At 71.7% G+C, this 23,616-nt stretch carries 24 protein-coding genes and 1 riboswitch; of the genes, 5 read left to right on the forward strand and 19 right to left on the reverse strand.

The features are described from left to right. The first annotated feature begins 18 nt into the window (after window positions 1-18). Window positions 19-1,464 carry a DNA recombination protein RmuC gene (locus tag ACYVAQ_RS19860; RefSeq protein WP_460792233.1) on the forward strand — a complete coding sequence of 482 codons (1,446 nt, stop codon included), beginning with the start codon at window positions 19-21 and terminating at the stop codon, window positions 1,462-1,464. Window positions 1,465-1,500: 36 nt separating this feature from the next. Further along, on the forward strand, window positions 1,501-2,604 hold the full coding sequence (locus ACYVAQ_RS19865; protein ID WP_460792234.1) for a hypothetical protein: 1,104 nt from the start codon (window positions 1,501-1,503) through the stop codon (window positions 2,602-2,604). 10 nt (window positions 2,605-2,614) lie between these two features. Here ACYVAQ_RS19865 and ACYVAQ_RS19870 read toward each other — a convergent pair whose 3' ends face one another. The 19 genes from ACYVAQ_RS19870 to ACYVAQ_RS19960 all read right to left on the reverse strand — a co-directional run bounded on the left by ACYVAQ_RS19870 (window position 2,615) and on the right by ACYVAQ_RS19960 (window position 21,551). Next, window positions 2,615-3,454 carry an acyl-CoA thioesterase domain-containing protein gene (locus ACYVAQ_RS19870; protein WP_460792235.1) on the reverse strand — a complete coding sequence of 280 codons (840 nt, stop codon included), beginning with the start codon at window positions 3,452-3,454 and terminating at the stop codon, window positions 2,615-2,617. A gap of 24 nt (window positions 3,455-3,478) precedes the next feature. Continuing rightward, window positions 3,479-4,822 (reverse strand): serine hydrolase domain-containing protein, encoded by a 1,344-nt coding sequence (locus tag ACYVAQ_RS19875; RefSeq protein ID WP_460792236.1) that lies wholly within the window; start codon window positions 4,820-4,822, stop codon window positions 3,479-3,481. Further along, a complete protein-coding gene (gene gcvP / locus ACYVAQ_RS19880) occupies window positions 4,819-7,656 on the reverse strand; it encodes an aminomethyl-transferring glycine dehydrogenase (RefSeq protein WP_460792237.1) in 2,838 nt (945 codons plus the stop codon). Before gcvP ends, ACYVAQ_RS19875 begins: the two co-directional genes overlap by 4 nt. Before the next feature lie 69 nt (window positions 7,657-7,725). Continuing rightward, a riboswitch (glycine riboswitch) is annotated at window positions 7,726-7,816 on the reverse strand. 106 nt (window positions 7,817-7,922) lie between these two features. Beyond that, window positions 7,923-8,513 (reverse strand): MerR family transcriptional regulator, encoded by a 591-nt coding sequence (locus tag ACYVAQ_RS19885; RefSeq protein ID WP_460792238.1) that lies wholly within the window; start codon window positions 8,511-8,513, stop codon window positions 7,923-7,925. A gap of 129 nt (window positions 8,514-8,642) precedes the next feature. Next, window positions 8,643-9,104: a bifunctional nuclease family protein gene (locus tag ACYVAQ_RS19890; RefSeq protein ID WP_460792239.1), complete on the reverse strand. Its 462-nt coding sequence runs from the start codon at window positions 9,102-9,104 to the stop codon at window positions 8,643-8,645. A 131-nt stretch (window positions 9,105-9,235) separates the two neighbouring features. Beyond that, the gene (ftsR, locus tag ACYVAQ_RS19895; RefSeq protein ID WP_460792240.1) at window positions 9,236-9,982 is read right to left on the reverse strand and encodes a transcriptional regulator FtsR; all 747 of its coding nucleotides are present in this window, start codon (window positions 9,980-9,982) and stop codon (window positions 9,236-9,238) included. Between the two features lie 11 nt (window positions 9,983-9,993). Next, a complete protein-coding gene (locus tag ACYVAQ_RS19900) occupies window positions 9,994-10,506 on the reverse strand; it encodes an FHA domain-containing protein (RefSeq protein WP_460792242.1) in 513 nt (170 codons plus the stop codon). 105 nt (window positions 10,507-10,611) lie between these two features. Beyond that, window positions 10,612-10,998, reverse strand: coding sequence for a glycine cleavage system protein GcvH (gene gcvH / locus ACYVAQ_RS19905; RefSeq protein ID WP_460792244.1), 387 nt, complete (start codon window positions 10,996-10,998; stop codon window positions 10,612-10,614). 63 nt (window positions 10,999-11,061) lie between these two features. Next, window positions 11,062-11,790 carry a DUF881 domain-containing protein gene (locus tag ACYVAQ_RS19910; protein ID WP_460792245.1) on the reverse strand — a complete coding sequence of 243 codons (729 nt, stop codon included), beginning with the start codon at window positions 11,788-11,790 and terminating at the stop codon, window positions 11,062-11,064. Beyond that, entirely contained in the window at window positions 11,783-12,115 is a 333-nt protein-coding gene (locus tag ACYVAQ_RS19915; RefSeq protein WP_460792246.1) for a small basic family protein, read from the reverse strand. Before ACYVAQ_RS19915 ends, ACYVAQ_RS19910 begins: the two co-directional genes overlap by 8 nt. Then, window positions 12,112-12,978: a DUF881 domain-containing protein gene (locus ACYVAQ_RS19920; protein WP_460792247.1), complete on the reverse strand. Its 867-nt coding sequence runs from the start codon at window positions 12,976-12,978 to the stop codon at window positions 12,112-12,114. The genes ACYVAQ_RS19915 and ACYVAQ_RS19920 overlap by 4 nt, the downstream gene beginning before the upstream one ends. A gap of 4 nt (window positions 12,979-12,982) precedes the next feature. After that, on the reverse strand, window positions 12,983-13,585 hold the full coding sequence (locus ACYVAQ_RS19925) for a CDP-alcohol phosphatidyltransferase family protein (protein WP_460792248.1): 603 nt from the start codon (window positions 13,583-13,585) through the stop codon (window positions 12,983-12,985). Between the two features lie 20 nt (window positions 13,586-13,605). After that, window positions 13,606-14,679: a hemolysin family protein gene (locus ACYVAQ_RS19930; RefSeq protein WP_460792249.1), complete on the reverse strand. Its 1,074-nt coding sequence runs from the start codon at window positions 14,677-14,679 to the stop codon at window positions 13,606-13,608. Next, window positions 14,676-16,010 carry a hemolysin family protein gene (locus tag ACYVAQ_RS19935; RefSeq protein WP_460792250.1) on the reverse strand — a complete coding sequence of 445 codons (1,335 nt, stop codon included), beginning with the start codon at window positions 16,008-16,010 and terminating at the stop codon, window positions 14,676-14,678. Before ACYVAQ_RS19935 ends, ACYVAQ_RS19930 begins: the two co-directional genes overlap by 4 nt. Window positions 16,011-16,049: 39 nt before the next feature. Continuing rightward, entirely contained in the window at window positions 16,050-17,957 is a 1,908-nt protein-coding gene (locus tag ACYVAQ_RS19940; RefSeq protein ID WP_460792251.1) for an acetoacetate--CoA ligase, read from the reverse strand. Between the two features lie 31 nt (window positions 17,958-17,988). Further along, on the reverse strand, window positions 17,989-18,615 hold the full coding sequence (locus ACYVAQ_RS19945; RefSeq protein ID WP_460792252.1) for an acyltransferase: 627 nt from the start codon (window positions 18,613-18,615) through the stop codon (window positions 17,989-17,991). A gap of 41 nt (window positions 18,616-18,656) precedes the next feature. Further along, complete coding sequence (locus tag ACYVAQ_RS19950; RefSeq protein ID WP_460792253.1) at window positions 18,657-19,334, reverse strand: GAF and ANTAR domain-containing protein; 678 nt, start codon at window positions 19,332-19,334, stop codon at window positions 18,657-18,659. 100 nt (window positions 19,335-19,434) lie between these two features. Next, window positions 19,435-21,228, reverse strand: a complete 1,794-nt coding sequence (locus ACYVAQ_RS19955) for a thiamine pyrophosphate-requiring protein (RefSeq protein ID WP_460792254.1) — start codon at window positions 21,226-21,228, stop codon at window positions 19,435-19,437. Next, entirely contained in the window at window positions 21,225-21,551 is a 327-nt protein-coding gene (locus tag ACYVAQ_RS19960; RefSeq protein WP_460792255.1) for a plasmid stabilization protein, read from the reverse strand. The genes ACYVAQ_RS19955 and ACYVAQ_RS19960 overlap by 4 nt, the downstream gene beginning before the upstream one ends. Before the next feature lie 96 nt (window positions 21,552-21,647). On the opposite strand from ACYVAQ_RS19960, the gene ACYVAQ_RS19965 reads away from it, so the two are divergent. From ACYVAQ_RS19965 to ACYVAQ_RS19975, 3 genes are all read left to right on the forward strand, one after another. Then, window positions 21,648-22,115, forward strand: coding sequence for a DUF6328 family protein (locus ACYVAQ_RS19965; RefSeq protein ID WP_460792256.1), 468 nt, complete (start codon window positions 21,648-21,650; stop codon window positions 22,113-22,115). A 151-nt stretch (window positions 22,116-22,266) separates the two neighbouring features. Beyond that, window positions 22,267-23,088, forward strand: a complete 822-nt coding sequence (locus ACYVAQ_RS19970; RefSeq protein WP_460792257.1) for a sigma-70 family RNA polymerase sigma factor — start codon at window positions 22,267-22,269, stop codon at window positions 23,086-23,088. Further along, window positions 23,085-23,603 carry a hypothetical protein gene (locus tag ACYVAQ_RS19975; RefSeq protein ID WP_460792259.1) on the forward strand — a complete coding sequence of 173 codons (519 nt, stop codon included), beginning with the start codon at window positions 23,085-23,087 and terminating at the stop codon, window positions 23,601-23,603. The genes ACYVAQ_RS19970 and ACYVAQ_RS19975 overlap by 4 nt, the downstream gene beginning before the upstream one ends. Window positions 23,604-23,616: the final 13 nt, after the last annotated feature.

A 23,616-nucleotide genomic window follows, 5' to 3' on the forward strand; every position in this document is an offset into this window, starting at 1 on the left:
TCCTGTTTGGATTGACGCATGGTGGTCGTGGTGCTCCTGATGGGTCTCGTGGTCGGCGCGGTCGTCGGCGCACTGGCGATGCGGCAGCGCGCCGAGGTGGCGGCCGGTCCGCTGCGCGACGAGCTCGCCCGGACGCGCACCGAGCTGGTCGAGGCACACGCCGACGCCGTCGCGCTGCGTCAGTCGGCGGCCGCTGCCGAGCAGCTCGGCCAGGCCCACCTCGACGCCGCGCTCGCGCGGGTGCGGGAGCAGGAGGCGGGCAACCGCAGCGCGCTCCAGTCCGAGCTCGCCAGCGCGCAGGCCACGCTGACCGAGCTGCGCGAGGCCCTCGCCCAGGCGCAGGCCCAGCACCGGCAGCTCGTGGAGGAAGGCCGCCGCACCCAGGCCGAGCGCGAGAAGGCCGAGTCCGGCCAGACCCAGGTGCTCAAGACGCTCACGCCCGTGCTCGAGCACCTCCGCTCGATGCAGGGCAAGGTCGACGACCTGGAGCGGGCGCGGGTCAAGCAGCACACCGAGCTGGCCACCCAGATCCAGCAGACCCAGCGCTCCGTGGAGGAGTCGCGCAAGGCTGCCGACACGCTCTCCCAGGTGCTCAAGAACAACGCGGTGCGCGGCGCGTGGGGCGAGACCCAGCTGCGCACCCTCGTCGAGACCGCCGGCCTGCTGAATCGCGTCGACTTCGACCTGCAGGCCTCCGTCGTCGCCGACTCGGGTGACCGTCGCCCGGACATGGTCATCAACCTGCCCGGCGGCAAGCAGATGGCGATCGACGCCAAGGTTCCCTACAACGCGTTCATGGACGCGCAGCGCGAGGGCATCGATCCGGAGGCGCGCCAGCGCCTGCTGGAGGACCACGCCCGCAAGGTGCGCGGACACGTGGACGTGCTGGCGAGGAAGGGCTACTGGACCGGTCTGGACGTGAGCCCGGAGTTCACCGTCGCGTTCATCCCGAACGAGCAGCTGCTGAACGCCGCGCTCGAGGTCGACCCCTCGCTGATGGAGCACGCCTTCAAGCAGGGCATCGTGCTCGCCACCCCGACCAACCTGTGGGGCCTGCTCAAGACCGTGGCGTTCACCTGGAAGCAGGAGGCCCTCACCGAGGACGCCCAGCACCTCTTCGAGCTCGGCCAGCAGCTCTACCGGCGCATCCTCAAGCTCGCCGAGCACGTCGACAAGCTCGGCCGCTCGATCCAGCGCAGCGTCAAGGACTACAACGCCTTCACGGGGTCGCTCGAGCGCTCCGTGCTTCCGGCCGCGCGGAAGCTCAACGCCGCCGACCCGATCTCGACGATCCCGGCGCCCATGGAGCTGGAGGAGGCGCCGCGGTCGCTGACCGCCGGCGACTTCGAGGCCATCGCCGACATCGAGCGCGACGAGCTCACCTTCGACTTCTCCTCGACAGGCTCAGGACAGGCGGCAGAGATCACGGACGCCGAGATCGTCGAGGACCGCGACGCGGGCTGAGGTGTGGCCCACCGCTGAGCCGGGGACGCTCGCGGCGTGAAGAAGATCGTGCTGGGCTCAACGGTGGCCGTCGTGGCCGTGCTCCTGGTCATCGGCGTCGTGGTGTGGCGCACCGTAGCGTCCGGCATCCACGCCGGCAGCGTGATCGACGTCGACGAGCTCGCGTCGCCCGCCGACAGCGTGCGGTTCGAGGTGCCGAACGCGTCGTACAGCCTGGCGTTCACCACCGCTCTCTCCGCGCTCCCCCGGGACGCGATCGTCTCCTCGCCGGACCAGGGGGACGAGGTGAAGGCCGGCGTCGCCGGCGGCGGCCGCTTCGTCGGCCTCGACCTCGCGCGGGTGGTGCGCCCCGGGATCCCCGACGAGGTGACGGCGGTCAGCGGTTCAGCCGCCCCGACGCTGGCCCTCGTCGCCGACGGCCGGCGGTACACCCTGCCGTCGGTCCACGACCTGCTGGACCCCAGCGAGGCGGTGTACGTCGCTCTTCCGGGCACACCACGGACCCTGGACGTCGAGGTCACCTTCGACGGCACGACCCAGCGCATCGGACTCGGCCGCGACGACGCCGACCACGCCGCAGCGGCGCCCTACTACGCTCCGACCTCGCTGGCCCTCGGCACCCAGGACCTGAGCCGGTGCACGTCGGCCCGCGTCCGCCTGAGCGCCGGGCAGCTCGACCCCGGGCCCAGCGCGAGCAGCCCGCACCTCGAGCTGCCCGGCCCGATCCTCGATGTCCCCTACGCAGCCGGGCACGGGTGGGCACCGGCCGGTCGCAGCTGGTTGGTTCTGCCCCTGACCACGCGCTTCGACGTGGGGACGTTCGTGAGCTGGCCGAGGTTCGGAGCCCCGCACGAGGCGCTCTACCTGCCGAAGCTGCGGCGCACGACGATCACCGTCGACGGTGCGACCGCGGCCACCACCGTCCCGTACTACGGCCAGGGTTCAGCCGAGCTGACTCGGCAGGGCGTGAGCGGCGGCTACTACGTGTTCAGCGTCGCCGACCCCGCCGACACCGCCCACACCGTCCGGTTCTCGCAGCTGTACAGCGACCACCTCGACAGCCGAGACCGTCCAGCACCGTCGGGTGCACCCCGCACCATCATCGGCCGCGTCAGCTGCAGCTTCCACGTGGACGGCTGACGACCGATCCTCAGGCGCTGCCGTGGTCGTGCACTCCACCGCGCAGGTCGACGGTCCGTCGGGTGTTGGCCAGCGCCGTGACGGTCGCGGTGCCGATCGGGCCGGTGCCGTCGTACACCTCCGCCGTGCCGACGGCGATGCCGTCGGACGCGACGTGGTCGGTGGCCCGCAGCCCCAGCCGCACCCCGTCCGGTAGGCGGGACAGCGCCAGGCTGATGTCGGTGTTGATGTGCTCGACGCCCCCGCTCCCCCAGTTCGTCACCATGCTGGTCGCGTCGGCGATCGAGGCGACGGCCTGGAACGGCGTGCACGCCTCGCCCAGCACGATCGGGACCGCGGTCTGCCAGGTCTGGTGACGCCCGGCGTTCTGGTGCTGCCCGAAGTCGTCCGACCACGGCGCTGTGCTGGCGAACATCGGCACGTGGTGCTCCCCCGGCTCCGGGAGCACAGCGGGCGGTGGCGGCACCGGGCGGTCCGAGGCGGCCCACACCGCACCGGGTGCAGCCTGCGAGGGTGCGAGGAAGGTCGCGGTCGCACGTGCGACGACCTCACCGTCCTGCTCGACCACCGCGTCCAGCAGGAGCAGTCGCGGCCCCTCGCGCACGACCGACGCCGACGCCGTGGTGGTCACCATCCGCGCGGGCCGGAACAGGTCGACGTGGTAGCGCGCCGGGACCAGCCCGGTCCGGCCGGCGTCCGCGACCGCGTGCTCGAGGGCGCGAGCGAGCAGCCCGCTGACGGCGACCCCGTGCATCTGGTCGGAGCGCCACAGGCTCCGGGCGAGCGGCAGGGGGTCGAAACCGGCATCGGTCTGCTGGAACCAGGCAAACTGGAACGTGTTCTCGTTCACCGGCCCATCATGCACCGCCGGTCGTCAGCCGGCGACGACGCCCCCGGGGATCGGTGCCTGCGGGTCGTAGGGCGTGCGGGTCCAGACGAACGTCGCGCACTCCAGGTGGCTGATCGCGCCGTCCTCACGGCGGCACACCCGCAGCGTCTCCCCGGTCAGGTAGCCCGACGTGCCGAGCCAGGTGCCGTCCGGCTGGGGCGCGAACGACATCCGACGTCCCGGGCCCGCCGGCGGCGCCACGGCGAGCTGTGATCCGTCCCAGGTGGCGACGGACGGCGCGTGACCCCAGTGCCACGTGCCGACGATCTCCCGCACCGCCGCCGGTACGTCGCTCGTCGGCTCCCACTCGGCCGGCAGCGGCGGCTCGGCCGCGCGCACGAGGTCGACGAGGTCACCGGCCGTCGCGCCGAGACCGTAGGCGCCGTTGCTCAGCACGACGGCGCCGATCCCCGAGTCGACCTCGACCAGGACGTTGCAGCAGAAGCCGGGCATCGACCCACCGTGCCCGATGAAGGTGGTGCCGTCCACGACGTCGATCTCGACGCCCAGACCCCACGTCGTCCCGTCGGGACCACCCGACTGCGGTGTCGCCATCGCCGCCAGCGACGCCGCCGACAGGATCGAGCGGTCGGCGTCCACGAGCGCCGTCAGCCAGGTCGCGAGGTCGGCGACCGTGCTCCACAGCTGGCCGGCCGGCGCCATCGCGCCGGTGTCCGGCAGCGGCTCGGCGTGCGCCTCCCCGGTGAGCGCGTCGACGGCGAAGCCCTCGGCCGCCGGCTCGACCCACTGGTACGACGTCCGCCGCATGCCCAGCGGCGTGAGGACCTCCGCCTGGAGGACCTCCCACCACGGCCGGTCCCAGATCTTCTCGACCACCGCACCGAGCAGGCCGTAGCCGAGGTTCGAGTAGTGGAGCTGGGCGCCCGGCTCGAGCACCGGAGTCGCATCCGCGTGCGCGGCGACGAGAGCAGCGAGGTCGCCGCCCTCCGTCCGCTCCCACCAGGTGCCGTGCGGCTCCGCGGTCAGCCCGCCGGAGTGGCTCAGCAACGACCGGATCGTGGTGTCGGCGTACGGGCCGTCCGGGAGGAACCGGCCCAACGGGTCGGACAGCGCCAGCCGGCCGCGCTCCCGTGCCAGCATCACGAGCGCGGCGGTCATCGTCTTGGTGACCGAGCCGATCTTGTACTGGGTGTCGGTGTCCGGGCGGGTGTCGCTGCCCCGGCGCACGAGCCGGCCGCGACCGGCCGACCACACCAGCTCGCCGTCCCGCACGATCCCTGCGGACACCGACGGGAGCCGGGCGTCGGACTGTGCCGCGGCGACGACCCGGAGGGCCGCCGCCGCGGTGCTGTCGAGGAGAGCGGTCACGCGTCGGTCTCGGCGTACGCGTCGAGCGGCGGGCAGGCGCAGACCAGGTTCCGGTCGCCGTACGCCTGGTCGATGCGGGCGACCGGCGGCCAGTACTTGTCGGCGGCCTCGGCCATGCCGGCCGGGAAGACGCCGACCTCCCGGGAGTACGGCCGGTCCCAGTCGCCGACGAGCGCGCGGCCGGTGTGCGGGGCGTGCCGCAGCGGCGAGTCGTCCGCGGTCCACTCCCCCGACGCGACCTTGTCGATCTCGCGCTTGATCGCGATCATCGCGTCGCAGAACCGGTCCAGCTCGTGCAGGTCCTCGGACTCGGTCGGCTCGACCATCAGCGTGCCGGCGACCGGGAACGACATGGTCGGGGCGTGGAAGCCGTAGTCGATGAGCCGCTTCGCGACGTCGTCGACGGTCACGCCGGTGTCCTTGGTGATGTCGCGCAGGTCGAGGATGCACTCGTGGGCGACCAGGCCGGACTCGCCGCGGTAGAGCACCGGGTAGTGCTCGCCCAGACGGGCCGCCACGTAGTTGGCGGACAGCACCGCGATCGACGTCGCGACGGTGAGGCCCTCGCCGCCCATCATCCGGATGTAGGCCCACGAGATCGGGAGGATCCCCGCGGAGCCGTACGGCGCCGCGCTGATCGCGCCGGTGCCTTCACGCCGCGAGGCGTCCGGGTGCAGCACGTGGGTCGGCAGGTACGGCGCCAGGTGCTCGCGCACCGCGACCGGGCCCACGCCGGGACCACCGCCACCGTGCGGGATGCAGAAGGTCTTGTGCAGGTTCAGGTGCGAGACGTCGCCACCGAACTGACCGGGCTTGGCGTACCCGAGCAACGCGTTGAAGTTCGCGCCGTCGATGTACACCTGGCCACCGTGCTCGTGGACGATGTCGCACAGCTCGGTGATCGTCTCCTCGTAGACGCCGTGCGTCGAGGGGTAGGTCACCATGATCGCAGCGAGCGTGGTGGAGTACTGCTCGCACTTGGCGCGCAGGTCCGTGAGGTCGACGGTGCCGTCCTCGGCCGCCTTGACCACGACGACCTTGAGGCCGGCCATGACCGCGGACGCCGGGTTGGTGCCGTGCGCCGAGGACGGGATCAGGCAGACGTCACGCTGCGCCTGGCCCTGCGCCACGTGGTACTCCCTGATCGCGAGCATGCCCGCGAACTCGCCCTGCGCACCGGCGTTCGGCTGGATGGAGACGCGGTCGTAGCCGGTCGCCTCGGCGAGCCAGCCCTCGAGCTGGGTGATCAGCTGCTCGTAGCCCGTGGCGTCCGCCGCCGGCACGAACGGGTGCAGGTTCGCGAAGCCGGGCAGCGAGATGGGCTCCATCTCGGTGGTCGCGTTGAGCTTCATCGTGCACGAGCCGAGCGGGATCATGCCGCGGTCGAGCGCGTAGTCGCGGCTCGACAGCTTGTGCAGGTAGCGCAGCATCGCGGTCTCGCTGCGGTGGCTGTGGAACACGTCGTGCGTCATGAACTCGGTCGTGCGGGCGAGCTCGGCAGGCAGTGCCGCGAGCGGCTCGACCTGGGTCGGCGTCACGCCGAACGCGGTGTGCAGCGCCCGCAGCGTCGGAGCGCCGGCGGTCTCGCCGAAGGCGATGCCGACCGTGTCTGCGTCGACCAGCCGCAGGTGCAGGCCCTCCGCGCGAGCTGCGCCGACGATCGCCTCGGCGCGGCCGGGGACGCGCACCTGGATCGTGTCGAAGAACTCGTCCGCGACGAGCTCGAACCCGGCATCCTGCAGCGACGCCGCGGCGCGGGCGGCGAGCTTGTGGATGTCGCCCGCGATCGCGCGGAGGCCGTCGGGGCCGTGGTAGACGGCGTACATGCCGGCGGTGACGGCAAGCAGCACCTGGGCGGTGCAGATGTTGGAGGTCGCCTTGTCGCGGCGGATGTGCTGCTCGCGGGTCTGCAGGGCGAGCCGGTACGCCGGGCGCCCCTCCGCGTCGATGGAGACACCGACCAGGCGTCCGGGCAGCTGCCGCTCGAGGCCCTCGCGCACGGCCATGAAGCCGGCGTGCGGGCCGCCGTAGAACATCGGGACGCCGAAGCGCTGGGTCGAGCCGACGACGACGTCGGCGCCGAGCTCGCCGGGCGACTCGAGCAGGGTGAGCGCCAGCGGGTCGGCGGCCACGACGGCGAGACCACCCCGGGCGTGCGCCTCTTCGATGAGCGGGCGCGGGTCGAGGATCCGGCCGGACGCGCCGGGGTACTGGACCAGGACGCCGGACACGGGGCCCTCGGGCAGGCCGTCGGTCAGGTCCGCGACGGCGACCTCGATACCCAGACCCTCGGCGCGGGTGCGGACCACGTCGATCGTCTGCGGCAGCGCGTCGGCGTCGATCACGAACGGCCCCTCGGCCTTGCGCAGGACGCGGTGGACCAGGCCGAGCGCCTCGGCGGCGGCGGTGCCCTCGTCGAGCAGCGACGAGCCGGCCAGCGCCATGCCGGTGAGGTCGGCGACCATGGTCTGGAAGTTGATGAGGGCCTCGAGCCGGCCCTGCGAGATCTCCGGCTGGTACGGCGTGTACGCGGTGTACCAGCTCGGGTCCTCGAGCACGTTGCGGCGGATGACCGCGGGCGTCACCGTCGCGTGGTAGCCGAGCCCGATCATCGCCTCGCCGGGCACGTTGGACGCCGCGAGCGCACGCAGCTCGGCGGCAGCCTCCTCCTCGCTGACACCGGCCGGCAGGTCCAGCGGTACGTCGGTGCGGATCGCCTTCGGGACCGCGGCGTCCATCAGCGCCTGCAGCGAGTCGTACCCGAGGCGGTCCAGCATCGTGGCGACCTGCTGGTCGTCGGGGCCGAGGTGACGGTTGAGGAAGGGCACGCTCATCGGGCGGAAGGCTCCTTGGATCGACGGATCGAGCCCTCCCCCTCTGTCGCCAGGTGCCTCCAGAGTCGCCTGCTCCTCGCGGTCCGGGTGCCTGAGAGGTTCCGGGGAGGAATTGCCCCTTCGGCGCGGGCACGGAGCCCGACTCTCCCGCGTGGGATCAGCAGCAGCTCAAGGCTACCAATCGGTAGCGGAAATGGACGAAGGGCGGGCCGGTGCGGCCCACCCTTCACGCACAGCTGCGGCCCGGTGGTCGAGCGTGTCGAGACTCAGGCCAGGCGAGCCGCCCGTCGCGCAGCCAGCTCATCGCCCTCGACCGGCGCGGCGGGCGCCGTCTCGTTGGCGCGCTCGCTGGGGAGCGCGGCGAGGGTGCCCTCGATCTCGCGCCACACGCCACCGATGGCGATGCCGAAGACGCCCTGACCACCCTGCAGCAGGTCGATGACCTCGTCATTGGTGGTGCACTCGTAGACCGAGGCGCCGTCGCTCATCAGGGTGACCTGGGTCAGGTCGTCGGTGCCGCGCTCACGCAGGTGGCCGACCGCGGTGCGGACCTGCTGCAGCGAGATACCGGCGTCGAGGAGGCGCTTGATGACCTTGAGGATGAGGATGTCGCGGAAGCTGTAGAGCCGCTGCGAGCCGGAGCCCTTGGCGCCGCGGACGCTCGGCTCGATCAGGCCGGTGCGGGCCCAGTAGTCGAGCTGGCGGTAGGTGATGCCGGCGGCGTTGCACGCGGTCGGGCCGCGGTAGCCCAGGTCGCTGGGCAGCGGGGAGACGTCGTCGGTGAAGAGCAGACCCTGCTCCTCCGCCACAGCCGTGGCGGCGGACTCCAGTGACTGGTCCGGCTGCTGCTCGTTCACTCGGTCCTCCAAGGCCTCGGTGCTGACAAGACACGACGGTACGGCGCGGGCACGACACCGGTCAAAGACGTTGCAGGGCGTGTCGCAGATCTCTCACCCTCAAGTTGAACTTGAGGGTTCTGACGACCCCTACTCGAAGTCCTCCGGAGACACGTGGTCGAGGAAGTCACGGAACTTCTCCACCTCCTCGTCCTGCTCCGCCGGCACCGCCAGACCGGCCTCGTCGAGGACCTCCTCGGCGCACACGATGGTGGTCCCGGTGCGCAGCGCCAGGGCGATCGAGTCGGACGGCCGGGCACTCACCTCGACCCCGTCGGCGAACACCAGGGTGGCGTAGAAGACGCCGTCGCGGACGTCGGTGATCCGCACCTCGGAGAGCTCGGCTCCGGTCGCGGCGAGGATGTCCTTCATCAGGTCGTGGGTCAGCGGCCGCGGTGGCACCACGCCCTGCTGGGCGAACGCGATGGCCGTGGCCTCGACCGCCCCGATCCAGATCGGCAGGTAGCGATCCCCGACGACCTCGCGCAGCAGCACGATCGGCTGGTTCGAGGGCATCTCGACCCTGACTCCCATGACATCCACCTCGCGCACACCTCCACCCTACTCGCGCACATCGAGGCCGGCAGCGCGGCGCCGCGGCGCTCGAGGACGCGTCCGGGCCGGAGCGCCAGCGACGGACCGGACACGGCGAAAGCGCCATGGGCGGCGACGCGCTCGACCCATCAGACGGAGCGGCGCAGGCCCGCCTTGACGAGGGTCGCGTGCAGCTTCACCGAGAGCGCGGCGATCTCGCTCGCGGTCTCCTCGGCGCGGGCGGCGGCGGCACCGTCGCGGGAGCGGCGTACCGGCTCGGTGACCTGCTGGACCAGGCCCACCTCCCGATCCGCGGCGGCGCGGAAGGCGCGCAGGTGCCGCGGCTCCAGGCCGAACTCGGCGAGCTCGCGGGCGGTCTCGGCGATGACGAGCGCGTCGGAGTCGAAGTGGCCCGTGCGGCTGGCCGTGACCAGGCCGAAGCCCTCGAGCTCGGTGAGGACCGACTCGGAGATCTCCGCGATCTTGAGCAGCTCCTTGCGGGACAGCCGGATGTTGTCGGTGCGGCGGAACGACTCCGGCGACGGCAGCCCGTCGACGCCCATCGGCACCTTCGGCACGGTCGGGATGATCGCCTCGATCTGCGGGGGCTCCAGCCCGCGGTCCATCGCGTCGAGGTGCTCGGCGATGACCGAGAGCCGGAGCTGGTAGTCACGCTGCATCCGCAGGATGTAGCGCAGCCGCTCGACGTCGGAGGCCGCGAACTTCCGGTAGCCGGCGGGCGTCCGCTCCGGCTTGATCAGGCCCTCGCTCTCGAGGAACCGGATCTTCGGGATCGTGACGGACGGGAAGTCCTCGTGGAGACGGTCGAGCACCTGCCCGATGTTGAGCAGGGCGCGCTCGTCCCCGAGGACGCGTTGCGGCTGCGGTTCGACCATCAGTCAGGGGCTCAGGCGTCGTCGTGCCCGGAGAAGTAGACGAGGCGGTACTTGCCGACCTGGACCTCGTCGCCGTCGTGCAGCTCGACCTTCTCGATCCGGTTGCGGTTGACGTAGGTGCCGTTGAGGCTGCCCGCGTCCTCGACCGTGTAGCCCGCCGGCGTGCGCCGGAAGATCGCGTGCGACCTCGACACGGTCACGTCGTCCAGGAAGATCGCGCTCTGCGGGTGCCGGCCGGCCGTGACCTCGTCCTGGTCGAGCAGGAAGCGGCTGCCGGCGCCCGGGCCCTTCTGCACCACGAGCAGCGCGTGCCCGACCGGCAGCGCGTCGACCGCGGCGGCGTCCACCGCGCTGAGCTGGCGGTCGGACGTCTCGACCTTGTCGCTGCCGCCGAACTGGATCGTCGCCGTCACGTCGGTCGGCGGAGCGACCGGGGTGTCGGGACCGACGAGACGGGTCCCGCACTGGGAGCAGAACCGCGCGTCGTCAGGGTTCTGCCGGCCACAGTTGGTGCAGAACGGCATCTGGTCTCCTCGTTGGGTCGGACGCGGGTGGGATCGTCGGCGACAACCCTCACCCTGCGTCTGAGGTCGATGGTTGGAAACCTACACCCCGGGCGAGGCGAGGGGTCAGCCCTCGAGGCCCGCTTCGTACGCCGCGGCGTCGAGCAGACCGTCCAGGTCGCCGCGATCGGCCGGCACGACCTCGAACAGCCAGCCCTCGCCGTACGCGTCACTGTTGACCAGCTCGGGGGTGGCGTCCAGCGCGTCGTTGCGGGCCACGACCTCCCCGGTGATCGGGGCGTAGACGTCGCTGACCGACTTGGTGGACTCGAGTTCGCCGCACGACTCGCCGGCGGTCACGCTCGTGCCGACCTCGGGCAGCGAGACGTAGACGATGTCTCCGAGGGCGTCCTGGGCGTAGTCGGTGATGCCGACCCGCACCGAGCCCTCCGCCGTGCCGGGGTCGCGGACCCACTCGTGCTCCGCGGTGTACTTCAGGTCGGCAGGGTTCACGGGGTGCTCCTCGTCTGGCGGAAGGTTACGGTGGGCGGAACGTTACTGGTCGTCAGCGACGGATCACTGGCCGGTCGAGGCTTCCTTGGCGTGGTCGCGGTTCGTGACCGCCTCGATGTCGATCGAGCTGAGCTGGTCGACCTGGACCTGGGCCCCGTCGTCGTTGAGCTGCTGCTTGGGCCCGAGCGCGAAGTTCATCGCCCCGCTGAGCACGTCGGGGTCCCCGATGACGTCGATGACGTACGGCGCCTGCACCGCCACGCCGTCGACGAGGAAGCCGGTGCTGGTCGGCTCGAACGCCGTCTGGGCCACGATCCGGACCTTGCCGTTGATCTGCATGGCCTCGGCGCCGACGGTGCGGAGCTCCTCGACCGTGTCGAGCAACGAGGAGACCTTCACCTTCCCGGTCTGCTCGGTGATCGTGATCCGGATCCCGGGGCCGGTGACCGGCACCAGGCCGGCCAGGATCTGCAGGTCGGCGAGCTGGCCGTTGGCCTGGTCGACGGCCGCCTGCCGCTTGGTGCTGTCGTTGCTCAGGCTGTCGTGCACCTTGGCCAGCCGGGCGACCTCCGCGTCCTGGCGCTGGCGTGCGCCCGCGAGCGCGTCGAGGATGTCGATCAGGTCCTGCTGGCGCTGGCCGGCGTAGGTGTCGTCGGTGTTGTTGGCCCGCACCTGGGTGACCGCGCCGAAGCCCAGCAGGGCGAGCAGCAGGCCGACGATCAGCTGGCGGCGCGAGGTGCTGCGCAGGCCGGTGAGGATCCGCTGCCGTGCGGTGGGTGGCGCCTCAGGCATGCAACAGGTGCCTTCGGATCGCGGCGACGTTGGTGAAGATGCGGATGCCGAGGACGACGATCACACCGGTCGACAGCTGACCGCCGACGCCGAGCCGGTCGCCGAGGTAGACGATGCCCGCCGCGATGATCACGTTGCTGAGGAACGAGACGACGAAGACCTTGTCGTCGAAGATCCCGTCCAGGTATGCCCGCAGCGCGCCGAACACCGCGTCCAGGGCGGCGACCACCGCGATCGGGAGGTACGGCTCCAGACCGGTGGGCACGTCGGGCTTGAAGACCAGCCCGAGCACCACGCCGACCACGAGTCCGAGCACCGCGATCATGGCTTTCCGTCCTTCTTCGTCTTCTTCGTCTTCTTCGTCTTCTGCTGCTGGGTCGACGCCACGGCGTACCGCAGCCGGGTCACCGACGGTGGGGCCGGCCCCATCCGGACCTGCCCGACGTCGTGGATGTCGTAGCGGAAAGCGTACTGATTCGCGAGGGCCGCGAAGTCCTGTCCACTCGCCGAGCCCAGGAAGTCGGCGGGCATCTGGCTCGTGTCACCGATGGCCAGGATCGTGTACGGCGGCGCGATCCCGTTGCCGTTGACCTCGATCGCGTCGCCGGAAGTCCGGATGCCGGTGCGGGCGGTCAGGCGTTGCCCGTTCACGGTGATCGCCTCCGCGCCCGCTGCCCACAACCCGTCGACCAGGAGCGCGATGTCGGAGTCGCGGACCTGGCTGTTGGGGTCGGCGTACGGCGCGTTGTCGAGGCTCACCCGGATCGCCGGCCCGGTGACCGCCTGCACGCCGGTCAGCCCACCCAGGTCGGCGACCCTGGCCTGGGCCGCGGTGAGCTGCGTGCCGAGACCGGTGAGCGTCGCGTCCGCCTTGGTGTTGGCGGCGCGCAGGGCCGCGAGGCGCTTCGTGCTCGCGGCGAACTCGGCGCGCTGCTCGGTGATCCTGCTGATCAGGCTCTCCCGGCTCGCGTCGTCGACGCCGGCGTCCCTCGACGTCTGCACGGCCGCGACGGTCACGAGCAGCCCGAAGGCGAGCAGCACGCCGACGACCGGGATCCTGCGGCCCGGCCGCCCCTCCTTCCCCGCGGCGCAGCGCCGCCGGCTGACCACCTGGTAGTCCTCGTCGAGGGACTGCAGGGTGATCAGCGTCAGCAGGGGCGTCCGGGCGCGGTCGAGGTGGTCGGGCAACGCGTCAGCCCTCCGGAACCGCGCGGTGCGGCGGCGTCGTGCGGAGGAGCTTGCGGACCTGCCAGGCGTAGAGCAGGCCGGCCCACCAGTACAGCCCGATGCCCCAGCCGGTGAACGCCCAGCCGAACACCTTGGCCAGCGTCGCGATCGTTCCGTCGCCGTCGCCCAGGAGCAGCAGCGGGAACGCGTAGAGCAGGTTGAAGGTGGCCGCCTTGCCGAGGAAGTGCACGGGCAGCGCGCTGTAGCCGCGGGTGCGCAGCAGCGGGACCAGGCCCCACATCAGCAGGTCGCGCAGCGGCAGGATCGCGGCGACCGGCCAGGGCACCACACCGCGGATCGCGAGCCCGATGACGACGGCGAGGATGTAGAGCCGGTCGGCGATCGGGTCGAGCAGCTGGCCGAGGACCGACTGCTGGTCGAGCTTGCGGGCCAGCCAGCCGTCGGCGAAGTCGGTGATGCCGGAGACCATCAGCACCGCGAGGGCGAGGGCATCCAGGTGCGGGCCGAGGACGAGCCACAGGAAGACCGGGATGAGCAGGAGGCGCAGGACGCTGACCGCGTTGGGCAACGTGAAGACCCGGCCGCTGCTCGTCGTCGGGCCTGCCACGGCCGTCACTCTAGTGGTGCTCACGAGTCGGTCACCGACGCGTCGTCGGAATGGGCGGCGTCGCGGATCTCGCCCACGAGCTCCTCGATGACGTCCTCGAGGGCGGCGATGCCGAGCGTGCTGCCGTCCTCGTCGACGACCCGCGCCATGTGCGCGCCGCGCTGCTGGAGGACCTCGAGAGCACCGTGCAGCGAGCTGGTCGGACGGACGGAGGCGAACGGACGGATCCAGCGGTCGGCAATGGGCCGCTCCCGGCGTACGACGTCCGGCTCGAGCACGTCCTTGATGTGCAGGTAGCCCATCAGCTGCTCCCCCAGCGGCGCTTCGGGGTCGCGCACCGGGAAGCGGCTGTAGCCGGTGGCGGCGCACAGCGCCTCGACGTCCGCGCCACTGGCCCCCCGCGGAACGGTGGTGAGCGACTCGGGCGGCATCATCACCTCGGCGATGGTGCGGTCGACGAACTCCAGGGCGTCGGAGAGCCTGGTCGCCTCCCCCTCCTCGAGCAGCCCCTCGCCGCGTGACTCCTCGACGAGCGCGGCCACCTCCTCGCGGGTGAAGCTGCTGCCGACCTCGTCCTTGGGCTCGATCCGGAGCGCCCGCAGGATGAGGCGCGCGATGGCGTCGAGCACGACGATGACGGGCTTGAGCACGGTCACCAGGCCGAGCATCGGCGGGGCGAGGAGCAGCACGGCACGCTCCGGACCGGCGATGGTGACGTTCTTCGGGACCATCTCGCCGAACACGACGTGGCAGAACGCCACCAGCAGCAACGCGATGACGAAGCCCACGACGTGCACGACGTCCTCCGGCACGTGCAGGTGCTCGAAGGCGGGCTCGATCAGGTGCGAGACGGCGGGCTCGGCGATGGCACCGAGGACGAGCGAGCACACGGTGACGCCGAGCTGGATGCCGGCGATCATCAGCGGCATCCGCTCCAGCGCCTGCAGGGTGGTGCGCGCGAGACGTGAGCCAGCGCGGGCCCGTGGCTCGATCTGGCTGCGGCGCGCCGAGATCAGCGCGAACTCCGCGGCGACGAAGAAGGCGTTGCCGGCGAGCAGCAGGACCGTCAGCAGCAGGGCCACGGCGGGGCTCATGCCTCCACCTCGCTGACGCGCAGGGTGAGCCGGTCGATGCGCAGGCCGTCCATGTGCTCGACGGTGAGGTGGGCGATCCGCAGCGGCTCGTCCTCCTCCTCGGGCGGGAGGGGTACGTCGACGGTCTCCCCCGCCACCGGGATCCGGCCGAGCACCTTGAGGGCGAGGCCGGCGATGGTGTCGTAGTCCTCGTCCTCGGGCAGCGTGACGCCGGTGAGGTCCTCGACCTCGTCGGGACGCAGCAGCCCGGACAGCGACCAGGTCCCGTCGCGGCGCAACCGGCCGCGCTGCCCCAGGCGGTCGTGCTCGTCGGAGATGTCGCCGACGATCTCCTCGACGACGTCCTCGAGCGTGACGATGCCGGCGTGGTCGCCGTACTCGTCGAGGACGATGGCCATCTGGAACCCGTCGCCGCGCAGCAGCGCGAGCAGCGGGTCGAGCCGCAGGCTGTCCGGCACGACGATGGGGCGCATCATCAGGTGCTTGACCCGGACGGTGGCGCGCTCCGGGAGCGGCAGGGCGACGGCGTTCTTGACGTGCACGGTGCCGACGACGGCGTCGGACTCGTCGAGGACCGGGAAGCGGGAGTGCCCGGTCTCGCGGGCGAGGGCGATGACGGCGTCCGCGCGGTCGTTCTCCTCGACGCTGCGGGTGCGCACGCGCGGCGTCATGATCTCCCCGGCCGTGCGGCTGCCGAACTCCACCGACTTCTCCATCAGCTCCGCGGTGTCGGCGTCCAGGGTGCCGACGTCGGCGGAGCGCTGGACCAGGGACGCCAGCTCCGCCGAGCTGCGCGCGGACCGGAGCTCCTCCTGGGGCTCGATCCCCAGGCGTCGTACGACGGCGTTGGCGGTGCCGTTGAGCAGCCGGATCGGCAGCGTGGCCAGGGTCGTGAAGGCGCGCATCGGGCCTTGCAGCGTCCGGGCGGTCGCGAGCGGCAGGGCGAGCGCGACGTTCTTCGGCACCAGCTCGCCGATGAGCATCGTGAAGACGGTGCTGAGCGTCATCGCGACGCCGACCGCGGTGGGGCCGACCGCGCCCTCGGGCAGGCCCGCCGTGCGGAACGGGCCCCGCAGGATCTCGGCCAGCGCCGGCTGCGCGAGGAAGCCGACCGCGAGGTTGGTCAGGGTGATGCCGACCTGGGCGCCGGACAGCTGGGTCGAGAGCGAGCGCAGCGCGCGTTGGAGGCCGACCGCGGCCGGGTCCCCCTCGCCGACGGCCCGCTCCACGCTCGCCCGGTCGACGGTCACGAACGCGAACTCGGCCGCGACGAACGCCCCACAGGTGAGGACCAGGAGGATGGCGAGTCCCAGCAACAGCCAGGCGGTCATCGGGTTCCTTCGCACATGTGGGGCAGGGAGTGGCTCACTCTATCCAGTGGCGCGATGCGCGGCACCGACGGCGGCGTACCAGTCCAGCAGCTCGGGTGCGTCGACGCTGCCGGGATCCAGGGCGCCGGACAGGTCCTGGCCGAGCAGCACCTTCTTCACGGGCACCTCGAGCTTCTTCCCGGTGCGGGTGTGCGGGATGCCGGGCGCCGCGAAGACCTCGTCGGGGACGTGCCGCGGCGAGGCGTGGGTCCGGACCGCGTCCTTGATCCGCGCCTGGAGGTCCTCGTCGAGCTCGACGCCCTCGGCGAGGTCGACGAACAGTGGCATCCAGTAGCCGCCACCGGCCTCCTCGATGCCGATCACCAGCGCCTCGCGCACCTCGGGCAGCGACTCGACCGGCTCGTAGATGTCGGCGCTGCCCATCCGGATCCCGTTGCGGTTCAGGGTCGCGTCGGAGCGACCGTGGATCGCCACCGAGCCGTGGTCGGTGAGGGTGATCCAGTCGCCGTGCCGCCAGACGCCGGGGAAGGTGTCGAAGTAGGCGTCGTGGTAGCGGGCACCGTCCGGGTCGGCCCAGAAGAACACCGGCATCGACGGCATCGGCCGGGTGACCACCAGCTCGCCGACCTCGCCGTGGACGGAGTGCCCGCTCGCGTCGTACGCATCGAGGGCCACGCCGAGGCAGGGGCGCGACAGCTCCCCCGGCCAGACCGGGACGTTCGGCACCGCGCCGACGAACGCGCTGACGACGTCGGTGCCGCCGCTGATGGAGGCGACCTGGACGTCGTCGCCCAGCTCGCCCTGCAGCTCCTCGTGGCTGGTCGCGGGGAACGCCGAGCCGGAGATGCCGACCCGACGCAGCCGGTGCAGGTCGTGGCCTGCCGGCCCGACGCCGGCCTTCTGGCAGGCCGCCACGTAGCCCGGGCTCATGCCGAGCGCGGTCACGCCGTGCTCGGCCGCGAGCGCCCAGAGCGCATCGGTGGTGGGGTACGCCGGGCTGCCGTCGTACGCCACCACCGAGGCGCCGGTCAGCAGGCCACCGACGAGGAAGTTCCACATCATCCAGCTCGGGGTGGTGTACCAGAACAGCCGCTCCCCCGGGCCGAGGTCGAAGTGCAGCGCCGCGACCTTGGCCTGCTCGAGGAGCGCGCCACCCTGGCTGTGCACGATGCCCTTCGGCTTGCCGGTCGTGCCCGAGGAGAAAAGCACCCACAGCGGGTGCGCGAACGGGACCTGCACCGGCTCGAAGGGGACGTCGCGGCCCACGGCGTCGGCCCACGCGTCGGTGCCGACCTCCAGGCGTGCCTTCAGCGTCGGCAGCGCGGCGACGAGGTCGGCGACCACCTCGGAGCGGTCGTGGGTGCGGCCGCCGTTGACGTACGACGAGGCGTGCACCAGCAGCACCGGCTCGAGCTGCTCGAAGCGCGCGCGGGCGGCGGAGGCCGCGTAGTCCATGCCGCACACCGACCAGACCGCTCCCAGGCTGGCCGTGGCGAGCAGCGCGACCACGGCCTCGGAGCCGTTGGGCAGGTAGCCGACGACCCGGTCGCCCCGCTGCACGCCGAGCTCGCGGAAGGTGGCCGCGGCGGAGGCGACCTGGGCGCGGAGCTGCGCCCAGGTCAGTCGACGCGTGGCTGCGGGGTCCTCGGTGACGGCCACGAGGGCCACCTCGCCGTCGGGCCTCCCGCGGAAGATGCTCGCCGCGTAGTTGACGCTCGCCTCCGGGAACCAGACGGCTCCGGGCATCCGCTCCTCGGCGAGCGCGGGGCCGGGCAGGTCCTCGCCCAGGTACGACGCGACGGCGCGCCAGAAACCGTCGAGGTCCTCGACCGACCAGCGCCAGAGCTCGTCGTACTCCTCGGGCGTCGCGGCGCCCAGCGTCCTTCTCGCGTACGCCGACGCGTGCTCGGCGAAGTCCTCGATCCTGCTGCGGTCCACGCTGCTCATGCTCGCACCCTAGCGCGAAGGTTAACGTTTGTTAACCAACCCGGTCGGCGGCGATCCAGCCCTCGATGCCGTCGTAGCTGCGGATCGTCCGGGCAGGGACCCCGCCCACGACGGTGTGGTCGGGCACGTCGCCGCGCACCACCGATCCGGCGGCGACGACCACGTTCCGGCCGATGGTCGCGCCCGGCAGGATCATCGCGCCGTGCCCGATCCAGGTGCCGGAGCCGATCCGAACCGGCCTGTGCTCGCCGAACTGGAGGCCGATCGGGACGTGCGGGTCGGCGTACCCGTGGCTGGCGTCGGAGATGAAGACGTCCTGGCCCAGCCAGACGTCGTCGCCGATCTCGATCGACTCGTGGGCGGTGATGCAGGCGCGGGTGCCGATGACGCAGCGGTCGCCGATGACGAGGCCGCGGGGCGGGAGCACGGACTGGGCCGGTCCGTAGCCGACTGAGAGCGTGGAGTACTTGCCGATGAGGGTGCCGCTGCCGACGTACATTTCCTCGGTGCCGAAGACAGCACCCAGCGGGAACGCCAGGCAGCTGCCCGCACCGAGGCTGCCGAACCGGTCACCGAGCCGGCTGTCCGGGCCGACGTCGCCGTGGCGCTCGACCCACCGCCAGGCGGAGTTGATGAAGTGGTTCAGCTGCCGTCGCACGCAGGGACGCTACCAACCGGGCACGGTCCGACGCGCGCGGCTCAGTGCTCCGGGAGCTGGCGCGTGCTGACGAGCAGCGCGGCGACCTCGATCAGCTTGGTGTTCGTGCTCTGGGAGTAGCGGCGCAGCACGTCGAAGGCCTGCCGGTCGTCGAGGTCGAAGCGCTCCATGAGGATGCCCTGCGCCTGGCCGACGAGCTTGCGGCCGTCGATGGCCTGGTGGAGCGATTCCTCGTTGCGGGCCGACGCCAGCGCGATCGAGGCGTGCCGGCCGACGATCTCCGCGACCGCGAGCGAGTTGGCGTCGAAGGCGCGCGGCCGGTGCGCGTAGAACGAGATGGCGCCCAGCGTCACGTCCGCCGTCCAGAGGCGCACCGAGATCGCGCTGCGGATGCCGACCATGGCCAGGCCCTCGCCCCAGACCGTGTGTGACTCCGCGGTGTCGGGGACGTGCACGGTGTGCCGCTCCGAGGTCGCCTCCCACGCCGGGCCGGCCTCGTACTCCAGCTGGAGCTGGTCGGCCTTCTCCGCCGCCATGTCGGAGCCAGGGCCGCGCTCGGCCAGGCGCCCCTTCCGGACCAGCAGCACGGCAGCGGAGTCGCTGCCCACCAGGGCGGGCGACGCCTCGACCAGGAGCTCGAGGGTCTCCTCGAAGCCTTCCTGGTTGTGCAGCTGGTGCGCGAGCCGGGCAAAGGTGTCGGCAGCGGAGCGTTCGTCCACCGGTGAGCCTCCAGAAGTTCGGAGCAGGACACCTCCATGGTCCCGCGCCCGTCAAGACTTCCAGCTACCCAATTAGGACGTGGAATCCTGGTTGGCGGTCTCACCGATCGGACCGGTGGAACACCTCCCTCGCCTTGGTCCGGATGCCCTCCCGCACGACGCCCCAGCGCTGCTCGTCGCCCTGGATCAGCGCCTTCGCGGTGTCGTTCATCTGCTCGAACGTGGCGTGCGGTGGGATCGGCGGCACGTTCGGGTCGACGTGCACGTCGAGCACCACCGGCCGGTCGGCGCTCAGCGCCAGGTCCCACGCCCGACCGAGCTCCTCCGGGTCGTCCACCACCCGGCCGGCGAGACCGAGCCGCTCCGCGAACCCGGCGTACTCCACGAACGGCAGGGACTGGGACGGCGGGAAGGTCGGCGAGCCGCCCATCGCCCGCAGCTCCCACGTCACCTGGTTCAGGTCGTCGTTGTGCAGGACACCGATGACCAGGCGCGGGTCCTTCCACTCCTGCCAGTACTTGGCGATGGTGATCAGCTCGGCCAGGCCGTTCATCTGCATCGCACCGTCGCCCACCAGGGCGATCACGGGTCGGTCCGGGTGCGCGGTCTTCGCGCCGAAGGCGTACGGAACGGCGCAGCCCATCGTCGCGAGCGTGCCGGACAGGCTGCCGCGCATCTGGCCGCGGAACCGGAGGTTCCGCGCGTACCAGTTGGCGGCCGACCCGGCGTCGGCGGTGATGATCGCGTCGTCGGGCAGCCGCGTGGAGAGCTCGCTGAACATGCGCATCGGGTTGATCGGCTCCGCGGGCGCCATCGCCTCCGAGTCCATCGTCTCCCACCAGTCGGCGACGTCCTCCTTCACCTTGTCCTGCCAACCGCGATCCGTCTTGCGCTCCAGCCGCGGGATCAGCGCCTGCAGCGTCGCGCGAGCGTCACCGACCAGGTTGAGCTCGAACGGGTAGCGCATGCCGATCATCGTCGGGTCGGCGTCGATCTGGATGCCGCGGGCCTGGCCGAACTTCGGCAGGAACTGGCTGTAGGGGAAGCTGGAGCCGACCACGAGCAACGTGTCGCAGTCGCGCATCAGCTCGTAGCTGGGACGCGTGCCGAGCAGCCCGATCGAGCCGGTGACATAGGGCAGCTCATCGCTGAGCACGTCCTTGCCGAGCAGCGCCTTCGCGACGCCCGCACCGAGCAGGTCGGCCAGCTGCATCAGCTCTACGTCGGCGTTGCGTGCGCCGGAGCCCACGAGGACCGCGACCTTCCTGCCGGCGTTGAGGATGTCGGCGGCCGCGTCCAGCGACCTGCTGTCCGGGCGCGCTCCGGCGGCGGAGGCCGGCGCGTCGCTGGAGGGCACCATCTTGAAGGCGTGGGTGGGGGCGGCGTACTCCAGCTCCTGGACGTCGGCGTGGACGATGATGACCGCAGGAGTACGACGGCCCTTCGCGACCCGGATCGCGCGGTCGAGCACGCCGGGGAGCTGCTCGGGGACGGTGACCGTCTCCACGAACTCCGCGACGTCCTCGAAGATCGAGGGCAGGTTGACCTCCTGCTGGTACGACCCGCCCATCGCGGTGCGTGCGGTCTGCCCGACGATGGCCACGACGGGGACGTGGTCGAGCTTGGCGTCGTACAGGCCGTTGAGGAGGTGGATCGCGCCCGGCCCCGAGGTCGCCATGCAGACGCCGACCCGGTCGGTGAACTTCGCGTACCCGACAGCCGCAAAGGCAGCCATCTCCTCGTGCCGCGCCTGCCGGAAGCGGGGGTTGTCCTCGGCCCGGCCGAACGCGGCGATCAACCCGTTGATCCCGTCGCCCGGGTAGCCGAAGACGTCGGTCACCCCCCAGCCGCGCAGCCGCTCGAGGAGGAAGTCCGACACCTGCTTGCCGCTCATCGGCCGACCGCCCGCTCGAGCTCGGCCTTGTTCATCTTCGAGCGCCCCTTGACGTTCTTGCGCCGGGCCTCCTCGTAGAGCTGGTCGCGGGTCCTGCCTCCCGCACCGCGGTGGGACCGCAGGCCGCCGCGCCTGCCGGAGGAGATGTCGTCGGTCGAGGTGCGGCTCTTCTGCCGGGACTCGCCGTGCCGGGCCCGTTCCTTGTTGACGGTCCGGGCGGCGATCTCCTCGGCCTCGTCCTCGTCCCGGCCGCGGTCCTCCAGGCCTTCCTTGATGTGCTCGTACTGACGCTCACGCTTCTTGCTCCAGGCACGTTGCGGCACGATGCCTCCTCGAGATCGGGGGTCGTACGGGATGCGTGGGCGGTACCCGGGCCCTGGTGCTGCATGCATCGCCGACGCGGCGGGAACCGGCGTCCCATGTCCTCCGCTCCCGACCCCGACGACCCGCGCGTCCAGGACCGCAACTGGAACGAGCTGCTCCAGGAGCTGCGGGTCACCCAGACCGGCGTCCAGGTGCTGTCGGCATTCCTGATGACGGTGCCGTTCTCGAGCCGGTTCGGTGCGCTCGACAGCACCGAGCGTGCGGCGTACCTGGCGGTGTTCACGTGCTCGGTCATCTCGACCGCCCTGCTCGTCGCACCCGTCGCCTTCCACCGGGTCCTGTTCCGGCGACGCCGGCGCAGGTGGCTGATCGAGGCAGCCCACGTGTGCGCCCGTGCCGGCCTCGCGATGCTGGCGCTGACCACGAGCGGGATCTTCTTCCTCGTGGTCGACCTGGTCGCCTCACGGACCGCCGGTCTCGCCGCGCTCGCGGTCGCCGGCGCGGCCTTCACCCTGCTGTGGCTGGTGCTCCCCTGGGCCGCGCACCACGCGACGCGTCGGTGACGAAGCGGCCCCGTCACCGCGCTACCCCGAGCCGGCGAGATCATGCCGGTTGGCTTCGCGGGCCAGGATTGCTACGGTCGGAGAAGTGTCCCCGTGGTACAGCCCTGCTTGAGACGTAGGCAGGTCCGAACGCAGTCCCCGAGGGGGGATCATGAGTTCGACGATCCACCAGCTCTCTTCCCACACGCAGAAGGTCTCTCCGGAACGCCAGCGGCGCCGCGCGCGCACGAAGGCACTCCTCCACGCCGCTCGGGACGCGGCGACACCAGAGGAGCGCCAGGCAGCCCTCGACGACGTGGTGGTGCTCAACATGGAGGTCGCCCGCAGCCTGGCTGCGCCGTACGGCGGCCGCGGCATCGCCGTGGAGGACCTCGAGCAGGTCGCGTACGCCGCACTGGTGCGCGCGGCCCGCGACTTCGACCCGGATCGCGCCGACGAGTTCCTCGCGTACGCCGTGCCCACCGTCCGGGGCGAGGTGAAGAAGTACTTCCGCGACCACGGCTGGACGGTCCGTCCTCCCCGCCGGGTCCAGGAGCTGCAGGCAGCCGTCGCAGCGGCTCGCTCCCGCCTGGAGCAGGACACCGGCCGCGAGCCGGACCTGAGCGAGATCGCCGCGGAGATCGAGGAGCCGCTCGACGCGGTCGAGGAGGCGATGGCGGCCGAGGGCTGCTTCACCCCGACCTCCCTCGACCGCCCGGTCGGCGAGTCCGCCGGCACGGCACTGGGCGACCTGCTGCCGGCCGAGGAGTCGGCGTACGACCTCGCCGACGCACGCGTGATGCTCGAGCCGGCCCTGCGCGGCCTCGCGCCCCGCGACCGCGAGATCGTCAAGCTGCGCTTCTTCGAGGGACTCACCCAGAAGGAGATCGGCGAGCGGATCGGCGTCACCCAGATGCAGGTCTCCCGGCTGATCAGCCGCATCCTGCGCGACCTGCGGAAGGAGATCGACGGTCCCGCCGCCCGCACCGCATGAGTCCGAGCTCCACGGCGACGACCACGAACCTGGCCGAGTCATCCTTCCCCGCGGCCCTCTGGGGACGGCGGCTCGGGATCGGGTTCCTGGCCCTGGTCGTCGCCGTGGACCTCGCCGGCGGTCTGGGCGTGCACACCGTGACGCGCTCGGCCGCCGGCGCGGGCTACCGGCTCACGCTGAGCTACCCGGGCATCGCGCGGCCCGGTCTCGACGTGCCCTGGCGGGTCACGGTCGAGCACCCCGGCGGCTTCTCAGGCCCGATCACGCTCGCCCTCACCGGTGACTACCTGACGATCTTCGAGACCCAGGGGTTCCACCCGAACCCGACGTCCGAGACCCGTGACGGCAACGACCTCCTGATGACGTTCGCGCCGCCGCCCGGCGACACCTTCGTCCTGGACTACGACGCCTACATCCAGCCGGCCAGCGAGCACGGGGCCGACGGCACGCTCGCCCTGCACGTCCACGGCCGGGCAGTGGCGTCGCTCGCCTTCGGCACGTTCCTGTGGCCCTGACCGGGGAGGAGGC

The organism is Nocardioides maradonensis, from assembly GCF_054777115.1.

Bases quoted from the DNA above. Each gene is read 5' to 3' on its own strand.
- ACYVAQ_RS19860 (WP_460792233.1), top strand. From the start codon at position 19: ATGGTGGTCGTGGTGCTCCTGATGGGTCTCGTGGTCGGCGCGGTCGTC.
- gcvP (WP_460792237.1), bottom strand. From the start codon at position 7,656: ATGAGCGTGCCCTTCCTCAACCGTCACCTCGGCCCCGACGACCAGCAG.
- ftsR (WP_460792240.1), bottom strand. From the start codon at position 9,982: ATGGTCGAACCGCAGCCGCAACGCGTCCTCGGGGACGAGCGCGCCCTG.
- ACYVAQ_RS19900 (WP_460792242.1), bottom strand. From the start codon at position 10,506: ATGCCGTTCTGCACCAACTGTGGCCGGCAGAACCCTGACGACGCGCGG.
- ACYVAQ_RS19910 (WP_460792245.1), bottom strand. From the start codon at position 11,790: ATGCCTGAGGCGCCACCCACCGCACGGCAGCGGATCCTCACCGGCCTG.
- ACYVAQ_RS19915 (WP_460792246.1), bottom strand. From the start codon at position 12,115: ATGATCGCGGTGCTCGGACTCGTGGTCGGCGTGGTGCTCGGGCTGGTC.
- ACYVAQ_RS19930 (WP_460792249.1), bottom strand. From the start codon at position 14,679: ATGAGCCCCGCCGTGGCCCTGCTGCTGACGGTCCTGCTGCTCGCCGGC.
- ACYVAQ_RS19935 (WP_460792250.1), bottom strand. From the start codon at position 16,010: ATGACCGCCTGGCTGTTGCTGGGACTCGCCATCCTCCTGGTCCTCACC.
- ACYVAQ_RS19940 (WP_460792251.1), bottom strand. From the start codon at position 17,957: ATGAGCAGCGTGGACCGCAGCAGGATCGAGGACTTCGCCGAGCACGCG.
- ACYVAQ_RS19955 (WP_460792254.1), bottom strand. From the start codon at position 21,228: ATGAGCGGCAAGCAGGTGTCGGACTTCCTCCTCGAGCGGCTGCGCGGC.
- ACYVAQ_RS19965 (WP_460792256.1), top strand. From the start codon at position 21,648: ATGTCCTCCGCTCCCGACCCCGACGACCCGCGCGTCCAGGACCGCAAC.
- ACYVAQ_RS19970 (WP_460792257.1), top strand. From the start codon at position 22,267: ATGAGTTCGACGATCCACCAGCTCTCTTCCCACACGCAGAAGGTCTCT.
- ACYVAQ_RS19975 (WP_460792259.1), top strand. From the start codon at position 23,085: ATGAGTCCGAGCTCCACGGCGACGACCACGAACCTGGCCGAGTCATCC.